Origin of the sequence: Saccharopolyspora erythraea NRRL 2338 (assembly GCF_000062885.1) — a bacterium.
Taxonomy (GTDB): Bacteria; Actinomycetota; Actinomycetes; order Mycobacteriales; family Pseudonocardiaceae; genus Saccharopolyspora_D; species Saccharopolyspora_D erythraea.
In genome coordinates, this window is the sequence record NC_009142.1 from 4897126 (window position 1) to 4916916 (window position 19791).

The 19791-nt window shown below is 71.8% G+C and carries 16 protein-coding genes and 1 riboswitch; of the genes, 7 read left to right on the forward strand and 9 right to left on the reverse strand.

Translation table 11 applies throughout. From position 1 onward, the window contains the following. Positions 1–11 precede the first annotated feature (11 nt). The 7 genes from SACE_RS21205 to benA all read right to left on the reverse strand — a co-directional run bounded on the left by SACE_RS21205 (position 12) and on the right by benA (position 10831). Positions 12–788, reverse strand: coding sequence for an ABC transporter ATP-binding protein (locus SACE_RS21205; RefSeq protein WP_011874325.1), 777 nt, complete (start codon positions 786–788; stop codon positions 12–14). Beyond that, positions 785–1801: a FecCD family ABC transporter permease gene (locus tag SACE_RS21210; RefSeq protein ID WP_009942836.1), complete on the reverse strand. Its 1017-nt coding sequence runs from the start codon at positions 1799–1801 to the stop codon at positions 785–787. The genes SACE_RS21205 and SACE_RS21210 overlap by 4 nt, the downstream gene beginning before the upstream one ends. Beyond that, a complete protein-coding gene (locus SACE_RS21215) occupies positions 1798–2697 on the reverse strand; it encodes an ABC transporter substrate-binding protein (RefSeq protein WP_009942834.1) in 900 nt (299 codons plus the stop codon). The genes SACE_RS21210 and SACE_RS21215 overlap by 4 nt, the downstream gene beginning before the upstream one ends. Before the next feature lie 205 nt (positions 2698–2902). Further along, a riboswitch (cobalamin riboswitch) is annotated at positions 2903–3098 on the reverse strand. 56 nt (positions 3099–3154) lie between these two features. Further along, a complete protein-coding gene (locus SACE_RS21220; protein WP_011874327.1) occupies positions 3155–5857 on the reverse strand; it encodes a helix-turn-helix transcriptional regulator in 2703 nt (900 codons plus the stop codon). Between the two features lie 87 nt (positions 5858–5944). Continuing rightward, complete coding sequence (benC, locus tag SACE_RS39800; RefSeq protein ID WP_009942832.1) at positions 5945–8683, reverse strand: benzoate 1,2-dioxygenase electron transfer component BenC; 2739 nt, start codon at positions 8681–8683, stop codon at positions 5945–5947. Positions 8684–8906: 223 nt separating this feature from the next. After that, the gene (benB, locus tag SACE_RS21230) at positions 8907–9425 is read right to left on the reverse strand and encodes a benzoate 1,2-dioxygenase small subunit (protein ID WP_009942831.1); all 519 of its coding nucleotides are present in this window, start codon (positions 9423–9425) and stop codon (positions 8907–8909) included. A gap of 11 nt (positions 9426–9436) precedes the next feature. Beyond that, positions 9437–10831 carry a benzoate 1,2-dioxygenase large subunit gene (benA, locus tag SACE_RS21235; protein ID WP_009942830.1) on the reverse strand — a complete coding sequence of 465 codons (1395 nt, stop codon included), beginning with the start codon at positions 10829–10831 and terminating at the stop codon, positions 9437–9439. A 254-nt stretch (positions 10832–11085) separates the two neighbouring features. On the opposite strand from benA, the gene SACE_RS21240 reads away from it, so the two are divergent. Genes SACE_RS21240 through catC form a run of 4 tightly spaced genes read left to right on the forward strand, consistent with a single transcriptional unit; the run spans position 11086 to position 14302 of the window. Next, complete coding sequence (locus SACE_RS21240) at positions 11086–11994, forward strand: LysR substrate-binding domain-containing protein (protein ID WP_009942829.1); 909 nt, start codon at positions 11086–11088, stop codon at positions 11992–11994. Continuing rightward, positions 11991–13094, forward strand: a complete 1104-nt coding sequence (locus SACE_RS21245) for a mandelate racemase/muconate lactonizing enzyme family protein (protein ID WP_009942828.1) — start codon at positions 11991–11993, stop codon at positions 13092–13094. The genes SACE_RS21240 and SACE_RS21245 overlap by 4 nt, the downstream gene beginning before the upstream one ends. Positions 13095–13122: 28 nt before the next feature. Next, entirely contained in the window at positions 13123–13980 is an 858-nt protein-coding gene (gene catA, locus SACE_RS21250; protein WP_009942827.1) for a catechol 1,2-dioxygenase, read from the forward strand. A gap of 31 nt (positions 13981–14011) precedes the next feature. After that, the gene (gene catC, locus SACE_RS21255) at positions 14012–14302 is read left to right on the forward strand and encodes a muconolactone Delta-isomerase (protein ID WP_009942825.1); all 291 of its coding nucleotides are present in this window, start codon (positions 14012–14014) and stop codon (positions 14300–14302) included. Between the two features lie 36 nt (positions 14303–14338). Here catC and SACE_RS21260 read toward each other — a convergent pair whose 3' ends face one another. After that, positions 14339–15583 carry a sensor domain-containing diguanylate cyclase gene (locus SACE_RS21260; RefSeq protein WP_009942823.1) on the reverse strand — a complete coding sequence of 415 codons (1245 nt, stop codon included), beginning with the start codon at positions 15581–15583 and terminating at the stop codon, positions 14339–14341. A gap of 197 nt (positions 15584–15780) precedes the next feature. Between SACE_RS21260 and SACE_RS21265 the strand changes: the two genes are divergently transcribed. Continuing rightward, positions 15781–16440 carry an HAD family hydrolase gene (locus tag SACE_RS21265; protein WP_011874328.1) on the forward strand — a complete coding sequence of 220 codons (660 nt, stop codon included), beginning with the start codon at positions 15781–15783 and terminating at the stop codon, positions 16438–16440. A gap of 223 nt (positions 16441–16663) precedes the next feature. Here the strand turns inward: SACE_RS21265 and SACE_RS21270 are convergent, their stop codons facing one another. Next, positions 16664–16987, reverse strand: a complete 324-nt coding sequence (locus SACE_RS21270; RefSeq protein WP_009942821.1) for a CU044_2847 family protein — start codon at positions 16985–16987, stop codon at positions 16664–16666. A 184-nt stretch (positions 16988–17171) separates the two neighbouring features. On the opposite strand from SACE_RS21270, the gene SACE_RS21275 reads away from it, so the two are divergent. Next, positions 17172–18236 (forward strand): aldo/keto reductase, encoded by a 1065-nt coding sequence (locus SACE_RS21275; protein WP_009942820.1) that lies wholly within the window; start codon positions 17172–17174, stop codon positions 18234–18236. Between the two features lie 66 nt (positions 18237–18302). Continuing rightward, positions 18303–19790, forward strand: a complete 1488-nt coding sequence (locus SACE_RS21280; RefSeq protein ID WP_009942818.1) for a bifunctional aminoglycoside phosphotransferase/ATP-binding protein — start codon at positions 18303–18305, stop codon at positions 19788–19790. Position 19791: the final 1 nt, after the last annotated feature.

Below are 19791 nucleotides of genomic sequence, written 5' to 3' on the forward strand. Positions count from 1 at the left end.
GGCGCGCGGCTTCAGCCGGACGGCACCGAGGAGGTGCCGACGAAACGGATGTGCGGACGTCCGTCCGGGCGGCTGATCTCGCAGTCCATGCCGTAGACGGAGCGAACCAGATCCTCGGTGAGCACCTCGGCCGGGCTCCCCGCGGCGACGACCTCACCCTGCCGGAGAACCACCAACGCGTCGCAGAACGACGCTGCCAGGTTCAGGTCGTGCAGTGCGACGACGGCGGTCACCGGCAGCCGCCGCACCAGTTCCATCAGCGCGAACTGGTGGGCGACGTCGAGGTGGTTCGTCGGCTCGTCCAGCAGCAGTTCCGACGGCTGCTGGGCCAGCGCGCGAGCGATCTGGACGCGCTGCCGCTCCCCACCGGAAAGGGTGTGCCAGCGCCGTCGCGCCAGCGCGGTGGCGTCGGTGCGGGCGAGAGCGTCGTCCACCGCCTCCACGTCGGCGGCGCTAGCGGGCGCCCACGCGCCGCGGTGAGGTGTGCGGCCCAACGCGACGACCTCGGCGACGGTGAGGTCGAGCTCGGTGCTCGTCTCCTGCTCGACCAGCGCGATCCGGCGAGCGAGCGAACGACGGCCGATGCCCGCGATCTCGGCACCGTCGAGCAGGACGCTGCCCGACGACGGCCGGCGCAGACCCGCGAGCAACCGCAGCAGGGAGGACTTGCCGGAACCGTTGGGGCCGAGCAGCCCGAGGGTCGCGCCGGACTCGACCTCGACGGTGATCCCGTCGAGGATGACGGCGCCGCCGAGTCGCCACGACACGTCATGGGCTTCGAGGGTCACGACATCCCCCGTTTCCGCACCAGCAGGAATGCGAAGGCCGGTACGCCGACCAGCGCCGTGACGACTCCCACCGGGACCTCCTGCGGTGCGGCGACGGCACCGGCCAGCGCGTCCACCCACACCAGCAGGACCGCCCCCAGCACGGCGGTGGCAGGCAGCAACGCGCGGTGCCGGGTACCCACCAGGAAGCGGGCGGCCTGCGGCAGCACGAGTCCGACGAATCCGATCGCTCCCGAGGTGGCCACCAGGGTCGCGGTCACCAGCGCGGTGCCCGCGAGCAGGAGCCCACGAACGCGTTGCACGGCCACGCCCAGCGAAGCGGCCGAGTCGTGCCCGAAGGCGAAGGCGTCCAGTGCACCCGCCTGCGACTGGCACAGCAGCAGCCCGAGCACGCAAACCGCGCCCGCGAGCGCGACGTCGTCCCACCTGGCCCCGGACAGCGAACCGAGCAGCCAGAACAGCACTCCCTGGGTCTGCTGGGCGTCGGCGGAGGTCATGACGATGTAGGAGGTCAGCGCGGAGAACAGCTGGCTGCCCGCGACACCGGCGAGGATGACGCGGCTCGTGCCGCCGCCCGCGAGCGCGGACAGTGCCATCACCAGGACGAAGGCGACCAGCGCGCCGGCGAACGCACCGGCGGCCAGCCCGATCGCGCCCGCACCCGCTCCGAGCACGGCGACCACCACCGCGCCGGTGGACGCCCCCGAGGAGATCCCCAGCAGGTACGGGTCCGCGAGCGGATTGCGCAGCAGCGACTGCAGCACCGCGCCGCAGACTCCCAGACCCGCGCCGCAGATCGCCGCCAGCAGCGCCCTGGGCATCCGCAGCTCCCACACGATGCCCTGCGCGATGCGGGAAACGCCGGTGGTGCCCAGCCCGAGCCGCGCCCGGACCACCTCGGTGACCTCGCCGACGGAGATGTCGGCCGGTCCGAGGGTGAGCACGACCGCGATCGAGAGCGCCAGGACGGGCAAGCCACCCGCGACCAGCCAAGCGGCCCGCGTGCGGATCACCCTTGCCGCTCCATGGCGACGAGCTTGTCGGCCAGCGCCTCGATCCCGTCCACGGTGCGCATGCTGACGTTCAGCGCGGTTCCGCTCATCGGGATCCAGTCCTGCCGCCGCACGGCCTCCAGCTGCGACACGGCGGGGTCACCGCGCAGGAAGTCCATTTTGGACTTGAGACTGTCGCCCTCCTGGTCCCTGGTGAGGTCGCCGAGCACCAGCACCGTCGGCTCCCGGCTCAGCACTTCCTCCCAGCCGACCTGGGGCCACATCGACGCCACGTCCTCGTAGGCGTTGCGCACTCCCAGCGCTCGGGCCATGATCGCCGGAGAACCGGTGCCACCGGCCACGTAAGGCGATTCGGTCCTGGCGAACCAGAACAGCACCGACTGCTCGTCGCGCGACCGCAACCCCGCCACGCGGGCCTGGGCGGCCGCGACCCTCCCCCGCAACTGGGCGACGAGGGCCTCCCCGCGCTCCGGCACTCCGAAGATCGTGGCGATCTCGCGGACCTCGCGGTAGATGTCGTCCAGCTCGGTCGGCCTGCCCAGCGGCGCCTCCTCCGGCAGGCAGTTGCTCGGCGAGAGGTAGGTCGGCACGCCGAGCTGCTCGAACCGGTCGCGCGAGGCAACGCGCTGGTCGGTGAAGACGGCGTGGTACGCGCCCAGCACGATGTCGGGCTCGGTCGCCAGCACGCCCTCGAAGGAAGGCGTGTTCTCCGCCAGCCGGGGCACTCGCGCGTTGGCCGTGGCCAGGTGCGGTGCGACGGGTTCGGTCCAGGTCGCGGTGCCGACCATCCGGTCCTGCAGTCCCAGCGAGAGCATGATCTCGGTCGTGCTCTGGTTGAGGCTCACCGCACGCCGCGGCGGCTCCTCGACGACGACATCGCGATCGCAGTTGCGCATGGCGGTCGACTGCCCTGGCGGGGCACTTCCCGTGGGCGGCGCGGAACATCCGCAGAGGGCGACCGCGACCACACCGGCGAGCAGGGCCTTGCGTCCTGGCCGGGCAGCACGCGGCCGCGGGAAAGGGGAGAACAGCAGCATCCGTGTCCTTCGCTCGGGCTCGTACGCGAAGCCGCAAGGGGCGAAAACCCGCGCACGCCCGGGCTGGCGCGACGGGGAACCAGCAGGTCTTCGGACTCGGGCGCAATCCGGAACGGGGAGCCTTCCCGGGAACCGCTCCCAGTGGCGGGCCGCTCGCGGCCCTTCCCCGTCCGCCGCCCCTACCGCTGCGCGTCAGTTCCGGCTTCCGACCGGATTCCCTGACCCGTTCACCGGGTACGGCTGGCTCGCAGGCACCCTAACCGACCTGATCACGCCCGCCCAACCAACGTGAGCCTTCTCGCACCGACGGCAGTGCTCATTCCCGGTTCGGGTCCTCCGAAGCGCTGCGCAGGGCCGCGAGCTCGGCCCGGGAGCGGATGCCGAGCTTGGTGTAGATGCGCGTCAGGTGGTACTGGACCGTCTTGGTGGACAGGAAGAGCTCCGCGGCGGCCTCCCGGTTGGACAGTCCGCGTGCGACGAGCCGCGCGACGGCCTCCTCCTGCGGGGTGAGCTCGTTGAAGGCCCGCTCCGCGCGCAACGTGTGCACCCCGCCTGCTTTGAGCTCCCGGTCGCAACGCTCCACGTAGGTCGCGGCGCCCATGGCGGCGAAGCCGTCGCGGGCGGTGGTGAGGACCGCGTCGGCCTCGCGGCGCTTCCCGGCCCGGCGCAACGTCTGGCCGTAGGCGAAGGCGACACGAGCGTGGTCGTAGCGCAGCGGGAGCCCTTCGAGCAGTTCCAGGGCCTGCTCGAAGGCGGTCGTGGCCGCGGCCGGATCACCTTGCGCGCCGAGCAGCCGACCGCGTGCCGCCGCCAGCCGAGCCCGGGCGGAGGCGTGCTCGCGCGTGGCCGCCAGCCGCTCGTGCGGCAGCAGGAACTCGTCGGCCTCCTCGTGGCGTCCTTCCAGCACGAGGGCGTGGGCGTACATGTCGTGCCACGGCCAGTGCCCGGGTTCGTCGATGCCGCCCCCGGCCCAGGACTGGGTGAGCGGGTGCAGGGCCCGCAGCACGCCCGCGGAGTCGGCGCGCGCCTCGGCGACCTGCGCCCGGGCCAGGTAGGTCGGGACCCGCATGATCTCGTAGTCCTGCGGTCCGGCGTCGCAGCGCAGCAACGCCTGCTCGGCCTGCTCCCACTCACCGCGCAACGCGTGCACGGTCACCTCGGTCCAGTGCAGCAGCGGACCGGTGAGGACGATGCCGCTGCGTTCGAGCAGAGGCGCCGCGTCGCGCACGGTGCGCACCGCGTCGTCCCACGCCCCGGCGAGGAGCTGCGCGCGTGCGAGCCAGGCCCGCGCCCACAGCGAGATCCGGGTCGAACCACCGAGGAAGGTGGTCGGCACGGCGCTCTCCAGCTCGGCGCGTGCGTCGTCGACCGCGTCGGTGAGCAGGTCGAGCCAGCCGCGGGCCATCATCACCCGCTGGGCCTGCGCTCCGTGCCGGACCCGCTCCCCCAGGCGCGCGTAGTCGCGGCGCGCCTGGCCGGCCCGTCCCGTCGCCGCCAGTCCGAGCCCGCGGATCGCGGCGGCCTCGACGGCGGCGGGCGCGTCCGGTCCGGCCAGCGAAATCGCGCGGTCGGCCCAGGTCACGAGCTCGCCGGCGCGGCAGCGGACGAGCGCGTGCAGCACGTAGCGCTGGCAGATCAGCGCGGCGACGTCCGGGTCGCGCTCGGCGTTGACCAGGCTCCAGGCGCGGCCGAGCCGGGACTCCGCCTCCGCCACCCGCCCGCGGACGACGGCCAGGTAGCCCAGCACCGCGTTGCGCAGCGGCGTTTCGCGCAGGCTCTCCACTTCCGGCACGAGAGCCGCGGCCGCGGACACGTCACCGGCCCCGATCAGCGCGTCGACGGCGCGGCTGATGCGGCTCTCGCGCTCCAGCCGGTCCTCGGTGAGCCGGCTCGCGTCGATGAGCAGCGACGCGGCCTCCGCCCATGCCCCTTCCGACGCCCGCTCGGTGGCCAGCGCATCGAGTCGGTCGGCGACGGCGGGGTCCGGAACGGGGCTCGCGGCGACGAGGAGCCGCAGTTTGCGGGCCGGGTCGTCGACCAGGTCGGCCGCCCGGCGGTGCAGGCCCGACCTGCGGCCCGGTGCCAGGGCGGCCAGCACGGCGGCGCGCACCATCGGGTCCGCGGGACCGACCTCGGCCAGCCCGCGAGGTGCGAGGCGGACCAGCCCCGTGGCGCAGGCTTCGTCGAGCACGGTCAGCAGACCGTCGTCGACGCCCGCCAGCAGCGCAGCGTCGCGCACCGCTGTGCCCGGGCCCAGCACCGCGGTCGCCTCCACGAACGCCCGAACGGTCGGCGAGCAGCCCGCGAGCAGTTCGCGCACCCGCGCGGCGACGGCCGCGGGGGCCGGAAGCCCGGGGTCGAAACGCGTCCAGGTCGCGGCGGGAACCTCGTCCAGCAACTGCGCGATGTGGCGGGCGGCGCCCTGGGTGTGGTGGCAGAGCCGTTCCGCGATCGACGGGTGCAGGACGACCCCGCGCGCCGCCGCGAGCTCGTTGACCTGGGCGGCGGTGAGCGGGCTCAGCCGGATCTCGGCGGTGGCGATGCGCGGCAGCAGCTCCAGGGTCGCCGCGGAGGCGTGCGGGTCGCCGGTGACCGCGAACGCGACGACGAGCAGCCGGGCCCGCGGATGGTGCCGGACGACCGACGCCAACGCCTGGAGGGATTCCTCGTCGGCCCAGTGCCCGTCGTCCACGACGGCGACGGTCGTGCCGTCCGACGCGGCGAGCCGGTCCGCCACGCGCTCGGCGACGGCCACCGGGCCGGCCCCGACGTCGAGGTCCGGCAGCATCTGCGCGACGACCCCGTAGGGCTGGCGCGACTCCCACGGCGCCGCCGTGGCCCACCAGGCAGGTCCCTCGTGCCGGGCCAGCAGCCGCCTGCCGAGCGTGCTCTTGCCCGTGCCCGCCGCGCCGCTCACCACGACGAAGCCGCAACGGTGCTCGCCGGCCTCGCGTACCAGGCCCTCCAGCTCGGCGAGGGCATCGCCCTGGCCGATCAGCGGCTCCGCGGGTCCGGTCACACGCTCACGGTAGATCGGCCTGCATCGCGGTGCCCCCTTCGACGGCAGGGGCGTCGCGCGCCGGCGGGCCGCGGTCCGTGCCCGATTTCAACCCAGATCCCCGCCGGCGACCGGCAGCACCGTGCCGGTGATGTAGGAGGCTTCGTCGGAGGCCAGGAACGTGATCGCCGCGGCCTGCTCGTCGAGGGACCCGTACCGCTTCATCAGCGAGGAGTTGACGGTCTGGTCGATGTGGGCCTGGAACCACGCCTTCTGCTGCTCGGTGTCCAGCGGCGGTCCGCCGCGGGAGACGCGGCGCGGCGGCGCGTCCGTCCCTCCCGGAGCGGTCGCGACCACCCTGATGCCCGCGTCGGCGTACTCGAACGCCAGCGACGCGGTGATGGCGTTGATGCCGCCCTTGGCCGCCGAGTACGGGATCCGGTGGATTCCGCGCGTCGCGGCCGAGGAGACGTTCACGACCACCCCGCTCCCCTGCTCGGCCATCGACGGCAGCACGGCCCGGCAGCACCACAGCGCGGTCATCAGGGACCGGTCGACCTCCGCGCGGATCTCGTCCTCGGTGAACTCGGTGAACGGCTTGAAGCGGATGGCCCCGCCGACGTTGTTGACCAGCACGTCGATCCGGCCGAAGCGGGCGAGCGCACGCTCGGCCACCGTGGCCGCGCCCGCCCAGCTCTCCAGGTCCGCGAAGACCGCCAGCGACTCGCGGCCGTCGCCGCTCAGTTGCTCGGCCAGGCCGGTGACCAGGTCGGACCGGTCGGCGAGGACGACCGTGCCGCCTTCGGCGCTGATCCGGCGGGCCGTGCGTTCCCCGATGCCCTGGGCCGCGCCGGTGACCACGACGACCTTGCCGTCGAACCGGCCGGGGCTGACGAACGCCGGCCGCCGCGCCTGCTTGGCGTCGTCCATGGCCCGGCGGGTGGTGATCTTGGATCGCTCGGCGTGCTCGGTGACGAGGCGGCGCGCGGTCTGCCGGTCGCCCTCCTCGAAGGCGGTGACGATGTCCAGGTGGTCCTGCGTGCACCGCGGGTGGCACCAGGTCGCCCCGCGCAGGGTCTCGGCCATGTGCCCCTCCACCCCGAGCGCCTGGTACGCCTGCAGCAGGTGCTCGTTTCCGGTGAGGGTGAACAGGTAGTCGTGGAACGCGGCGTTGGCCTCGGTGAACGCCGCGGCGTCGACGAACCGGTCGCCTTCCACGTAGGGCGCGGTCGCTTCCGCCAGCAGCCGGTAGCCGGCGAGCTGCTGGGAGGTGAGCCTGCCGATGGTGATCTCCAGGGCGCCCAGCTCGAGGGCCTGCCTGGCTTCGAAGACCGCGTCGGACTCGTGCACCGACGGGTGCTCCTCGCCGATCTCGTAGCCGCCGGGGGTCGCCCGCGGTGCCGACAGCGGCGCGATGTCGTCGCGCGCGGGCAGCATCTCCTGACCGGCGACCGCCCGCGACGCACCAGCTGGGAGCAGCGGTTCGCCGGTGTCCAGCGCGCGCCCGCCGCCACTCCCACCCGGCCAGATGGCCTGGCCGGCCAAGGCGCGCAGCGTGGCGGCCTCGTCGACCGGCGGCCGACCGCCACCAGGGCCGAACGGTCGCATGTGCGCAGGCGGGAAGACCTTCTGCCCCGCAAGCGCACGCCCCTCCGCGGTCGCGACACCGACGGGCTCGCGCGCGTCGGCCTGCGGCGCCTCAACCTCCGGGGCACTGCATTCCGCACTGACCTCGACCACCGCGCCGGCCTCCTCCGCCGGAACAGGCCGGGTTTCCGGCGCGGCTTCCGGTTCGGGCGCGGCGGATGCCTCCGCGGCGACGGGCTCGGGCGCGGCCGGTGCGCTGGAGAGCGCGAACTTCTCGAAGTAGAAGCCGGTCGGTTCGACACCGCGCTCCGCGAAGTGCTCGCGCACCGCCTCCACCATGGCCGGTGGGCCGCACAGGTACACCGCCACGTCGCCGCCGTGCAGGTGCTCGTCCCGGATCAGGCCGGTCACATATCCCTTGTTGGGCGCCGAGCTGCCCGGATCGGCGACGCAGTAGTCCCAGGTCAGCCCCGGTACCTGGTCGGCGAGCTCGGCGAGGGTGTCCATCTCGACGAGGTCGTCGTCGGTCGTCACCCCGTAGACCAGATGGGCCGGACGGCTGGAACCGGTGGCCCGCATGGTGCGCAGGATCGACAGGATCGGGGCCAGCCCGGTGCCACCGGCCAGCAGCAGCACGGGACGCTCGGTCTCCCGCAGGAAGAAGCTCCCGTTCGGGCCGGTGAAGGTGAGCTCGTCCCCGATCGCGGCCCGTTCGGTGAGGTACCGCGACATCACGCCGCCGGGCGTGAGCTTCACCAGGAAGGTCAGCGCTTTGTCTTCGGGGGCGTTGCTGAAGGAGTAGGAGCGGGTCTCGCCGGTACCGGGCACGGCGATGTTGACGTACTGGCCGGGCAGGAACGCCAGCTCCTCCCGCTCCGGCGTCTCCACCGCCACCGCCACGGTCGTCGGCGACAGCCGCTCCAGTCCGGTCAACCTCGCGGCGTAGGTGGCCGCCCGGGTCTTGGCGACCTCCGAGGTGCTCGCGATCCTCAGCACCAGATCGGACTTCGGCTTCATGCTGCACGGCAGCACGTACCCGGCGGCCGCCTCGTCGGCGGTCAGCGCGTCGTCGATGTAGGTCCCGCCGTCGTAGGCTCCGGACTCGCAGAAAGCCTTGCAGGTGCCGCACGCGCCGTCGCGGCAGTCCAGCGGGATGTTGATGCGCTGCCGGTAGGAGGCGTCGGCGACCGTCTGGTCCTCGGCGCAGGTGATGAAACGCGTGACACCGTCCTCGAAGGACATCGCGATCTGGTGGCTCATGGAAACGCTCCCCATCGGCTCAGTGCCTGATTTTGATCTTCGAAGCGGCGTAGCCGCTTGGCCCACCCCCGCAGCCGGCACCGCGCGGGTTCTCAGGCGTTCTCTGGCGAGGACAGCGTTTTCGTGGCGTATGGGTGATACGTGAGAAAAAGATTCCGGAGCCAGAGGGCGTCTGAGGTTCCGCCACCGGAACCGCTACGCAATGCGAGTTCAGGACCGCCTCTCAGAAGTGGTAGACGTCGACGACGTGGTGGATGTAGTCGTTCTTCAGCACCACGGTCTTGCGGCGGATCAGCGGAGCCTCGCCGGAGAAGTCGATCGTGTAGAACGACGTCCCGTAATAGGGGTCTACGGTCTTGTACCGGAAGTACATGGTGTGCCAGTTGAACCGCACGTCCACCAGGTCGCCGCGGCGCTCGATGACCTCGACGTTGCTGATGTTGTGGCTCGTGCGGGGTTCGGGGATCGACGTGGCGCTGGAGCGCTCGGTGCGGATGCGGAAGACCCGGTCCTCCAGGCCGCCCTTGTTTGGGTAGTAGATCAGCGAGATGTCGGTCTGCGGGTTCTCGGTCAGCAGGTCGTCGTCGCCCCAGGACGGCATCCAGTAGACGACGTCGTCGGCGTAGCAGTCGAGCCACTTCTCGAACTCGCGGTCGTCGAGGTAGCGGGCCTCGCGGTAGAGGAACTGCTCGATGTCGTTCTGGGTGATGCCGGTGGTCGGGGCGTCTGCGGTGGCGGTCATCGCGGTACTCCTCACGCGTTCTCGGAAACGAGGGCTGCGGCGTCCTGGCCGGACCGGCGCTCCTCCCGGTCGACCGCCGCGCGCATGGTCTGCAGCCAGTAGCCGTGCTGCACGGGGTAGAGGCCCTCGTCCTCGTTCTTCTGCCCGGCCGAGAGCACGTCGTGCATACCCAGCGACTCCGCGACCTCGTCCGGACCGCTCAACCAGTGCCGCGCACCGCGGCTCATGTCGTTCCACGGCGCCGCGCCCGCGCGGAAGGTGAGCTGGCAGGAGCGGAACTCCTCGAGGTCGTCGGGGGTGGCCATGCCCGAGGCGTTGAAGAAGTCCTCGTACTGCCGGATCCGGTGCGCCCGCGCCTGCGCGCTCTCGCCCTTCGGGGCGATGCAGTAGATGGTCACCTCGGTCTTGTCCGGCGCGATCGGGCGGAAGTGGCGGATCTGCGTGCTGAACTGGTCCATCAGGTACACGTTGGGGTACAGGCACAGGTTGCGGGACCCCTTGACCATGAACTCGCCCTTGGCGTCGCCGAACTCACGCCTGAGCTCGTCCATCCGGTTCCACAGTGGACGATCCTGCGGGTTCGCCGCCCACGTCCACAGGCACAGGTGGCCGCGGGGGAACGACCAGTAGCCGCCGCCGGACTTTCCCCAGCCCCCGGCGTCGAGGGCCTTGGTGTCGTTCTTGGACTCGCCCGTGCCGCGCCGCGCGGTGGTGGCCGCGTAGTTCCAGTGCGTGGCGGTGACGTGGTAGCCGTCGGCGCCGTTCTCGGCCTGCACCTTCCAGTTCCCGTCGTAGGTGTAGGTCGAGGCGCCGCGCACCATCTCCAGGCCCTCCGGGGACTGGTCGACGAGCATGTCGATGACCTTGGTGGTGTCGCCGAGGTGCTCGGTCAGGCTCGGCACGTCCGGGTTCAGGCTGCCGAACAGGAACCCGCGGTAGCCGTCGAACCGGGCGACCCTGGTCATGTCGTGCGAGCCACCGGTGTCGAACGACTCCGGGTAGCCGGCGCCGTCGGGGTCCTTGACCTTGAGCAGCTTGCCGTCGTTGCGGAACGTCCAGCCGTGGAACGGGCACGTGAGGGTGAGCCGGTTGTCGGTCTTGCGGCGGCAGACCATTGCGCCGCGGTGCGCGCACGCGTTGACCAGGCAGTGCAGCTCGCCGTCGCGGTCCCGGGTGATGACCACCGGCTGACGTCCCATGTAGGTCGTGAAGTAGTCACCCGGGTCGGGGATCTGGCTCTCGTGCGCGAGGTAGATCCAGTTGCCCTCGAAGATGTGCTTCATCTCCAGCTCGAAGATCTCCTCGTCGGTGAAGATCCGGCGGTTCGCCCGGTACACGCCCGCGTCGTGGTCCTCGACCACGGCGTCGGCGAGAACGGCTCGGAGATGGTCCAGCGTCTCGGTCATGGGTCCTCCAACGGCCTCGATCGGCTCTGATCGGCCTGGCTGCGGCCCGTGGCCGCCTGGCATGACCGCAGACCATGGCAGGAGGTGGCGGCGGTCACACCAGGTGAATGCCTAGTCCTGACCCAGGGTGTAATTAATCGACGTCATTTATCAATCATGCGAAAACGACTCCTTGTCCTGACTCAATTTCGGTACCTACCGTTCATCCAGCGAGGCACCGGCACGTCGGCTTGGAGCTGGAGGGAGGTCCGACGATGGAACTGCGTCACCTGCGCTACTTCACCGCGGTGGCCGAGACTTGCCACTTCGGCCGGGCCGCCGAGCGGCTGCACCTGGCGCAGCCGGCCCTCTCGCACGCCATCCGGCAGCTGGAGGCAGAGCTCGGCGCGCCCCTGTTCACCCGCACCACGCGCCAGGTGCGGCTCACGCCGGCCGGCGAGTTCCTCCTCGGCGAGGCGCGGCGGGTGCTCGGCGCGGTCGACGACAGCGTGCGCGGCGTGCGCCGCATCGCCGACGGCCGCGGCGGCCTGCTCCGGGTCGGCTTCACCGGCACCGCGGCGTTCTCACAGCTGCCCAGGATCGCCCGCGTGGTCAGGCGCGAGCTGCCCGGTGTCGCGCTGGAGATCCACTCGGACCTGCTCACCCCCGCCCAGTGCGACGGGCTGCGCGCCGGCGACCTCGACCTCGGCGTGCTGCGCCCGCCCGCACGGGGCGACGGCATCGAGCTGCACACGATCGAGGTCGAGCCGCTGATCCTGGCCGTACCCGCCGACCACCGGCTCGCGGTCGAACCGGAGCTGTCCGTGGCCGACCTCAGAGCCGAGGACTTCGTCGTCTACGCCGGCAAGGACTCGGTGGTCAACGACGCGGTGCTGCGCAGCTGCCAGGCCGCGGGCTTCAGCCCGCACCGCGAGCACGAGGCGGCGGGCACCGCCGTGCTGCTCGCACTGGTCGCCGGCGGCCTCGGCGTCGCGGTCCTGCCCGCGCCGGCCCGCGCGCTGCCGCTGGCCGGGGTCGTGTTCCGCGACCTCGCCGACGCCGGCAGCGTCGAGCTCGCACTCGCCTGGCGGCGCGACGACGACTCCGCACTCCTCCGGTCGGTCCTCGACGTCCTCGAGACCGCCCTGCCCGCCGAACCGCACCCCAGCGAGGTCCGAGCATGAAGATCACCGGCATCGAGGCGATCCCCTTCGCCATCCCCTATCGCAAGCCGCTCAGGTTCGCCTCGGGCGAGGTGCACGCCGCCGAGCACGTGCTCGTCCGGGTGCACACCGACGACGGGGTCGTGGGGGTGGCCGAGGCACCGCCCCGGCCGTTCACCTACGGCGAGACCCAGGCCGGGGTGGCCGCGGTGATCGAGAAGATCTTCGCGCCCCAGCTCGTGGGGCTGAGCCTGCTCGAACGCGAGACCATGGCGGCCCGGCTGGCCCGCACGGTGGGCAACCCGGCCGCCAAGGCCGCGATCGACATGGCCGTGTGGGACGCGCTGGGCCGCACCCTGGACGTGCAGGTCACCGAGCTGCTCGGCGGCTACACCGACCGGATGCGCGTCTCGCACATGCTCGGCTTCGACGAGCCCGCCGCCATGGTCGCCGAGGCGGAGCGGATGCGCGCCGGCCACGGCATCACCACGTTCAAGGTGAAGGTCGGGCGCCGCCCGGTCGCCCTGGACACCGCGGTGGTGCGGGCACTGCGCGACGGGCTCGGCGACGACGTCGAGCTCTACGTCGACGGCAACCGCGGCTGGACCGCCGCGGAGTCGGCGGTGGCGATGAAGGAGATGGCCGACCTCGGCCTGCTCTTCGCCGAAGAGCTGTGCCCGGCCGACGACGTGCTGGGGCGGCGCTGGCTGGTGTCGCAGCTCGACGTGCCGTTCATCGCCGACGAGTCCGCCGTCACCCCGGCCGACGTGACGCGGGAGGTGCTGGCCGGCTCGGCGACCGCGGTCAGCGTCAAGACCGCGCGCACCGGCTTCACCCGCTCGCAGCGCGTGCACCACCTCGCCGAGGGCCTCGGCCTGGAAGTCGTGATGGGCAACCAGATCGACGGCCAGCTGGGGTCGGTCTGCACGGTCGCGTTCGGGGCGGCCTACCGGCTCACGTCCCGGCGCGCGGGCGAGCTGTCCAACTTCCTCGACATGAGCGACGACCTGCTCACCGAGCCGCTGGACATCCGCGACGGCGAGCTGGCCATCCGCCCGGGTGCCGGGCTCGGGGTCGACATCGACCCCGCGAAGCTCGAGCACTACCGCCAGGACGCCTGACCCGAACAGAAGCAACGAGGAGGACCCCATGTCCACCACCCACGACGCGCCCACCGCGGCCGCCTCCGGCGCAAACGCCACCGAGCGGTTCAAGTCCGACAAGACCTCGGGCGTCTCCGCCACACCGTCGGAGCGCGTGGACCTGCTGGTCCGCGAGGTGCTGGAAGCGGTCCACGCGACCATCCGCAAGCACAAGGTCACCTACGACGAGTACAACGCGCTCAAGTCGTGGCTGATCGGCGTCGGCGAGGACGGCGAGTGGCCGCTGTTCCTGGACGTGTGGGTCGAGCACGTCGTCGAGGAGGTCGCCACCGAACACCGCGAGGGCAACAAGGGCACCATCGAGGGCCCCTACTACGTGCCCGGCGCACCGCAGCGGGGCGCGCGCGGCGCGGTTCCGATGCGGAACGGCGAACCCGGCACGCCGCTTGTCTGGAGCGGCCGCGTCACCTCGACCGACGGCAGCGCCCTCGGGCAGGCGTCGATCGAGCTGTGGCACGCCGACGCCCACGGCCTGTACTCGCAGTTCGCACCCGGCATCCCGGAGTGGAACCTGCGCGCCACGTTCTCCACGGACACCGACGGCACCTTCGAGATCACCACCGTCCGGCCCGCGCCCTACCAGATCCCGACCGACGGCGCGTGCGGCAAGCTGATCGCCGCCGCGGGCTGGCACGCCTGGCGCCCGGCGCACCTGCACGTCAAGGTGTCCGCGCCGGGGCACGAGCAGCTCACCGCGCAGCTGTACTTCCCGGGCGACGAGCACAACGACGACGACATCGCCTCCGCGGTCAAGCCGGAACTGGTGCTCGCGCCGAAGCCCGCGGGCGACGGCCGCGGCGAGACCGTGTCCTACGACTTCGTCCTCGCCCCGGTGCGGAACTGACGAGCTCGCCGCCCTGATTGGAGACTCACCCATGCTGTTCCACGTCCGGATGGATGTGCACCTCCCCCACGACCTCGACCCCGACGTCCGCGCCGACACCGTGGCCCGCGAGAAGGCCTACAGCCAGCGGTTGCAGCGCGCCGGGAAGTGGCCGCACCTGTGGCGCATCGCGGGTGAGTACTCCAACATCTCGGTCTTCGACGTCGACTCGGCCGACGAGCTGCACGACCTGCTCTCGGCCCTGCCGCTGTTCCCGCACATGACCATCAAGGTCACGCCGCTTGCCACCCACCCCTCCAAGGTGACCGACGCGCTTGTCTGAGAGCGGACGACTACGGGCCGGAAACCGAGGGCCCCTCTATCCAGAGCGCTGCTTGCGCGCGTACATGTCGCGGTCGGCGCCCGCCAGCAGGTCGCGGGAGGTGGCCGAGGCGTTGCGGGTGGTCGCCAGTCCCACGCTGGCGGCCAGGTCGATGCGATGACCGGCAGCGGTGGCGGTCCGGTTCAGCCGGTGGGTGATCCGGGCGTGCAGTGCCTCGGCCTCGCAGTCGTCGGAAACGCTGGCGAGCACGACGAACTCGTCGCCTCCGGTGCGGGCCACGGTGTCACTGGGGCGCACGCTGCCCTGCAGCTCGCGGGCCGCGGCCTGCAGGACCTGGTCACCGGTCTGGTGCCCGTAGTCGTCGTTGATCTCCTTGAACCGGTCGAGGTCGACCAGGAACACCGAGAGCACGCCTCCCCGCTCGCCGAGCTCGGCGAGCTCGTGCTGGAAGCGGTCGATGAGCAGCGCGCGGTTGGCCAGGCCGGTCAGCGGGTCGTGCAACGCCATGCGGGTCAGCTCGGCCAGGCGTTCCTCGCTCACCCGCCCGTCGTCTCCGAGCGCCTCGTACTGCCCGACCATGTAGACCGGCCGCTCCTGGACCCCGCGCACGACGCTGACGCGGGCCAGCATCCAGAACGGGTGCCCGTCGCGGTGCCGCAGGCAGATGTCCACGCTGCCGGTCTCGACGCGGCCCTCCCGGAGGTCGGCGTTCAGCTTCTCCACCGGTCTCCGGTAGCCGTAGTAGAGCATGTCGATCCCGCGCCGTCCCACCAGCTCCTCGCGGGAGTAGCCGACCATCTCGCAGAGCCTGTCGTTGACCTCCACGAAGTGCGTCTGCATGTCCAGCAACGCCATGCCGATCGGGGCGTGCGCGAGGGTGCGCCGCCAGAGCAGCTCGGACTCCTTGCGCGCGGTGATCTCCTGGATCTGGCACAGCAGGAACACGGGCCGGTCGTCGCGGTGCCGGATGAGGGAACTGGTCACCAGTACCCAGATGACCGTGCCATCGGCACGCACGAAGCGCTTCTCCACCTCCGCGGACCGCTGGGAGCCGGCCAGCATGCGCTCGATCGCCTGCCGGTCCAGCATCGGGTCGTCCGGGTGGGTCACATCGCGCGCAGCGCGACGCAGCAGGTACTCGGCGTCGTAACCGAGCAGGCTGCACAGCGCCGGGTTGACGTAGACCAGGCGTCCCCGCAGATCGACGATCGACACGGGGCCCGCCGCCTGGTGCAGAACGGTTCGCCACGGGACTTCGTCGGTCAGCGTGGAACTGTCCATCGGCTACCTGCAAACAGTAGTGCGCGCGCCTTCCACCCCCGTGTACCCGCTACCGGCGAGTACACGCCGCTCCCGCGTGAGTCTTCTGGCTGCCATGGCGACCTGAAAGCCCGCGTGCCGCGCACCTGCGCAGGCCGTTTCGCCCGCGCCCGCACCGGGTAGGCCCCCGAGGAACGCGATCGGAGGTGGGTCTTTTCGTGCCTGACACGGCGGTGTTCGACATCGACGGGACGCTGGTGGACTCGAACTACCAGCACGCGCTGGCCTGGTTCCGGGCCTTCCGCCGGTTCGACCTGACCATGCCGGTGTGGCGTCTGCACCGGGCCATCGGCATGGGCGGCGACCAGTTCGTGCAGCACGTCGCCGGAGAGCGGACCGAGCGCGAACACGGCGACGACCTCCGCAAGGCGCACGGAGACGAGTTCGACCAGCTCGTCGACGAGGTCCGGCCGCTCGAAGGGGCACGGGACCTGCTCGAGGAAATCCGGCGCCGGGGCTTCCGGCTGGCGCTGGCCACCTCGGCCAAACGCGCCCACGCCGAACACTTCCTCGACCTCCTCGGCGGCAGCACCGTCGCCGACGACTGGGTGACCTCCGCGGAAGTCGAGCGGACCAAGCCGGCACCCGACCTCATCGACGCCGCCATGCACGCCGTCGAGGGCCGCAGCGCGGTCTTCGTCGGCGACTCGGCGTGGGACTGCTACGCCGCCGGCCGCCTCGGCATCCCCACCCTGGGCGTGCGCACAGGCGGATGGGCCGCCGCCGAACTGTTCGACGCCGGCGCCAGCGCCGTGTACGACTCCCTGCCGCAGCTGCGATCCGCGCTGGACCACACCCCGCTGGCGGCAGCCGACTGACCAGTGTTCCGAGTGCCGAGGCCGGGCAGCTTCCCCCGGTCGACCCGCGACGACGTGCGCGTGTGGCTGTGCAGCAGCGGGAAGTCGGCGACGGCCGCGGTCTCGCCGTCGACCACGTGCGCCAGGTGGCGACCACCTCGGGCGCGACCAGGAAGCCGGCGCCGAGGACCCGTTCTCCCGCGCAACCGGACCAGTGCCGAGTCGAGGGTCCGCCCACGGCCCGCTATGAGTTCTCGTCGACCCCGCTCCACTCCAGGGTGACGTTGAAGTTCGCCTCGCCGGCGGACTTCGCCACCGCCAGGCTCGCCTCACCGGTGACCTTGATCCCGAACTGCACGTTGACCTTCGACGGCGGCTGGTCCATCGCGCGCAGCTGGCCGAGCACCGCCTCGGCCGCCGAGCGGATGCCGCCCATGGCCTTCTGCACCGTCTCCGACGCCTGCACGACCCTGCCCCCGGCTCCGACCGGGATCGCACCGCGGCCCTCCGCCGACTCGATGAGGACCTCGCCGCCATCCTCCAGCGGCATGCTGACCAGCTGTGCCATTTCCTGCGCTCCCGTGCTCGGGAATGGTGGACCTGATCGAAACTAGCCGGAGATCCATTGCCACAGGGCCACTTCCGCCGCACCGCTGCGCCGGGCGCGCTCTCCCGGCAGCGGTTTGCTGTTCGCCCGCGGGCGGGTAGGGCGGACTGGACGGATTTGTCCGCGCCCGGAAGTGGAGGCGACTGTGGAGTACGTCAGGCTGGGGAACTCGGGGCTGATGGTCTCGCGGCTGGCGATCGGAACGCTGACCGTGGGAGACCACCCGAAGTTCGCGGCGATGGGCGGGGTGGACGCCGACGCCTGCCGCCGGCTGTTCGACATCGCGTTCGACGCCGGGGTGAACCTCGTCGACACCGCGAACCTCTACTCGTTCGGGCAGGCCGAGGAGATCACGGCCAAGGCGCTGGCGGGCCGCCGGGACGATGTCGTGCTCACCTCGAAGGTGCGGATGCCGCTCGGCGACAGGCCGAACGAGGGCGGGGCCAGCCGGTACCACATCCTGCGCGAGGTGGAGAACAGCCTGCGCCGGCTGGGAACCGACCGCATCGACCTGCTGTACCTGCACCAGTGGGACGGGCAGACCCCGGTCGAGGAGACGCTGGCGGCGCTGGACGCGCTGGTCCGCGACGGCAAGGTCCGCTACGTCGGCACCTCGAACTTCAGCGCCTGGCAGCTGTGCAAGACCGTCTACACCGCGCGGGCGCGCGGAACGGCGGAGCCGGTGGTGCAGCAGATGTACTACACGCCCGAGGCGCGGGAGATCGAGTACGAGATCCTGCCCGCCGCCCGTGATCTCGGCGTCGGCACGTTCGTGTGGAGCCCGCTCGGCGAGGGGCTGCTCACCGGGAAGGTCAGGCGCGGGCAGCCGACGCCGGAGACGACCCGCCAGGGCACCGGCTGGCCCGAGCCGCACGTGGTGGACTGGGACCGGGCGCACGCCGTCATCGACGTGCTCGACGAGATCGCCTCCGCGCACCAGGTGTCCATCCCGCAGGTCGTGCTGGCCTGGCTGCTGGAGCGCCCGGGCGTGACCGGCATCGTGCTCGGAGCTCGCACCGAGCAGCAGCTCCGGGACGACCTCGCCGCCCCTTCTCTCGCGCTCACCGAACAGGAACGCGACCGCATCACCCGCGCCGGTCAGCCTCCGGCCCTCTACCCGTTCTGGCACCGCAACCTCAACGCCGCCGACCGCCCCGACCCGGCCGAACTGCCCTACCTGCACGAGTTCGCCACCACGACGGCGCCCTGATGTTGGTCTGAGGCCGTTCGATCTCGGGTACCCGAGGTGTCGGCGGACGAGCAGCGGAGGTGGACGTTGAGCACGAGCGGCGGCTCCGAGCAGACCGGGACCGGCTACCTCAGCACGGCCGAGACCCACATAGGCGCGCTGGTCTTCGCAGGGGATCGCGTCTACAAGCTGAAGAAGCCGGTCGACCTGGGGTTCGTCGACTTCCGCGACCGGAAGACGAGGCTGTGGGCGTGCCGGCGCGAACTGGAGCTCAACCGGCGGCTGGCGCCGGACGTGTACCTCGACGTGCTCGACGTCGGACCGCCCGGTCACGAGCCGTGCGACCACCTGGTGCTCATGCGCCGCATGCCTGCCGACCGGTCGCTGGCCGCACTCGTCGAAGCGGGGACGCCGGTCGAGGACGAGGTTCGGGAGGTGGCCAAGAAGCTCGCCGGCTTCCACTCCTGCGCCGAGCGCGGCGACGAGATCGCCGCCGAGGGCGCACCGGACGCGGTGGCCGGCAGGTGGAACACCAACGTCGACGGGCTGCGCTCGTTCGGCGGCGACCTCCTCGACGAACAGCTCCTCGACGAGATCGCCGAACACGGCCGCGTCTTCCTCGAAGGCCGGGCACCGCTGCTGAACCGGCGGGTCGCGGAGGGGCGCATCGTAGACGGGCACGGCGACGTGCTCTCCGAGGACGTCTTCTGCCTCGACGACGGGCCGCGGATCCTCGACTGCATCGAGTTCGACGACCGGCTGCGCCGGCTCGACGCCGTCGACGACGCCGTCTGCCTCGCGATGGACCTGGAATACCGCGGCGCACCAGAACTGGCCGAGCGGTTCCTCGACTGGTACGCGCAGTTCAGCGACGACGCCGTACCCCCGGGGCTACGCCACTTCTACACCGCCTACCGCGCGCTGGTGCGGACGAAGGTCGCGTGCGCCAAGCACTCCCCCGGCGACGAGGAGGCCGCGAGCGACGCACGTGAGCACCTCGCCCTGGCCGCCGACCACATCCGGCGGGCGGTTCCGCGGCTGGTGCTGGTCGGCGGACTCCCCGGGTCGGGCAAGACCACGCTCAGCGAGCGGATCGCCGACCGGCTCGGTGCGGTGCTGCTGTCCAGCGACCGCGTGCGCAAGGAGATCGCGGACCTCTCCCCCGCCGAGCCGGCGCCGGCGGAGTACCGGTCCGGGCTGTACTCGGCAGAACACACCGAGCGGACCTACGACGAGCTCGTCCGCAGGTCTGGTGAACTCCTCGGCTACGGGGAGTCGGTGGTGCTCGACGCCTCCTGGACCCGCGAGCACCACCGCGAGCGCGCGGTCGAGGCCGCGAACCAGGCACGTGCGATCGTGGTACCCCTGCGATGCCAGGCGCCGGAATCGACCACGGTCGAACGGCTGCGCGGAAGGCACGCCACAGCATCCGACGCGGACGAGGAGGTCGCCCGGTCGATCGCCTCCGACGCCGACGACTGGCCGAGCGCGTGGCCGATCGACACCACCGGATCACCGGAGGACTCCGCCGACGAGGCGGTCGCCGTCATCGCCGACCCGCAGCGGTCGACGTGAC

What these genes read in the sequence shown, in the direction of transcription:
- SACE_RS21240 (WP_009942829.1), top strand. Translation starts at nt 11,086, where the DNA reads ATGGAACTGCGTCACCTGCGCTACTTCACCGCGGTGGCCGAGACTTGC.
- catA (WP_009942827.1), top strand. Translation starts at nt 13,123, where the DNA reads ATGTCCACCACCCACGACGCGCCCACCGCGGCCGCCTCCGGCGCAAAC.
- catC (WP_009942825.1), top strand. Translation starts at nt 14,012, where the DNA reads ATGCTGTTCCACGTCCGGATGGATGTGCACCTCCCCCACGACCTCGAC.
- SACE_RS21215 (WP_009942834.1), bottom strand. Translation starts at nt 2,697, where the DNA reads ATGCGCAACTGCGATCGCGATGTCGTCGTCGAGGAGCCGCCGCGGCGT.
- SACE_RS21245 (WP_009942828.1), top strand. Translation starts at nt 11,991, where the DNA reads ATGAAGATCACCGGCATCGAGGCGATCCCCTTCGCCATCCCCTATCGC.
- benA (WP_009942830.1), bottom strand. Translation starts at nt 10,831, where the DNA reads ATGACCGAGACGCTGGACCATCTCCGAGCCGTTCTCGCCGACGCCGTG.
- SACE_RS21270 (WP_009942821.1), bottom strand. Translation starts at nt 16,987, where the DNA reads ATGGCACAGCTGGTCAGCATGCCGCTGGAGGATGGCGGCGAGGTCCTC.
- benB (WP_009942831.1), bottom strand. Translation starts at nt 9,425, where the DNA reads ATGACCGCCACCGCAGACGCCCCGACCACCGGCATCACCCAGAACGAC.
- benC (WP_009942832.1), bottom strand. Translation starts at nt 8,683, where the DNA reads ATGAGCCACCAGATCGCGATGTCCTTCGAGGACGGTGTCACGCGTTTC.
- SACE_RS21260 (WP_009942823.1), bottom strand. Translation starts at nt 15,583, where the DNA reads ATGGACAGTTCCACGCTGACCGACGAAGTCCCGTGGCGAACCGTTCTG.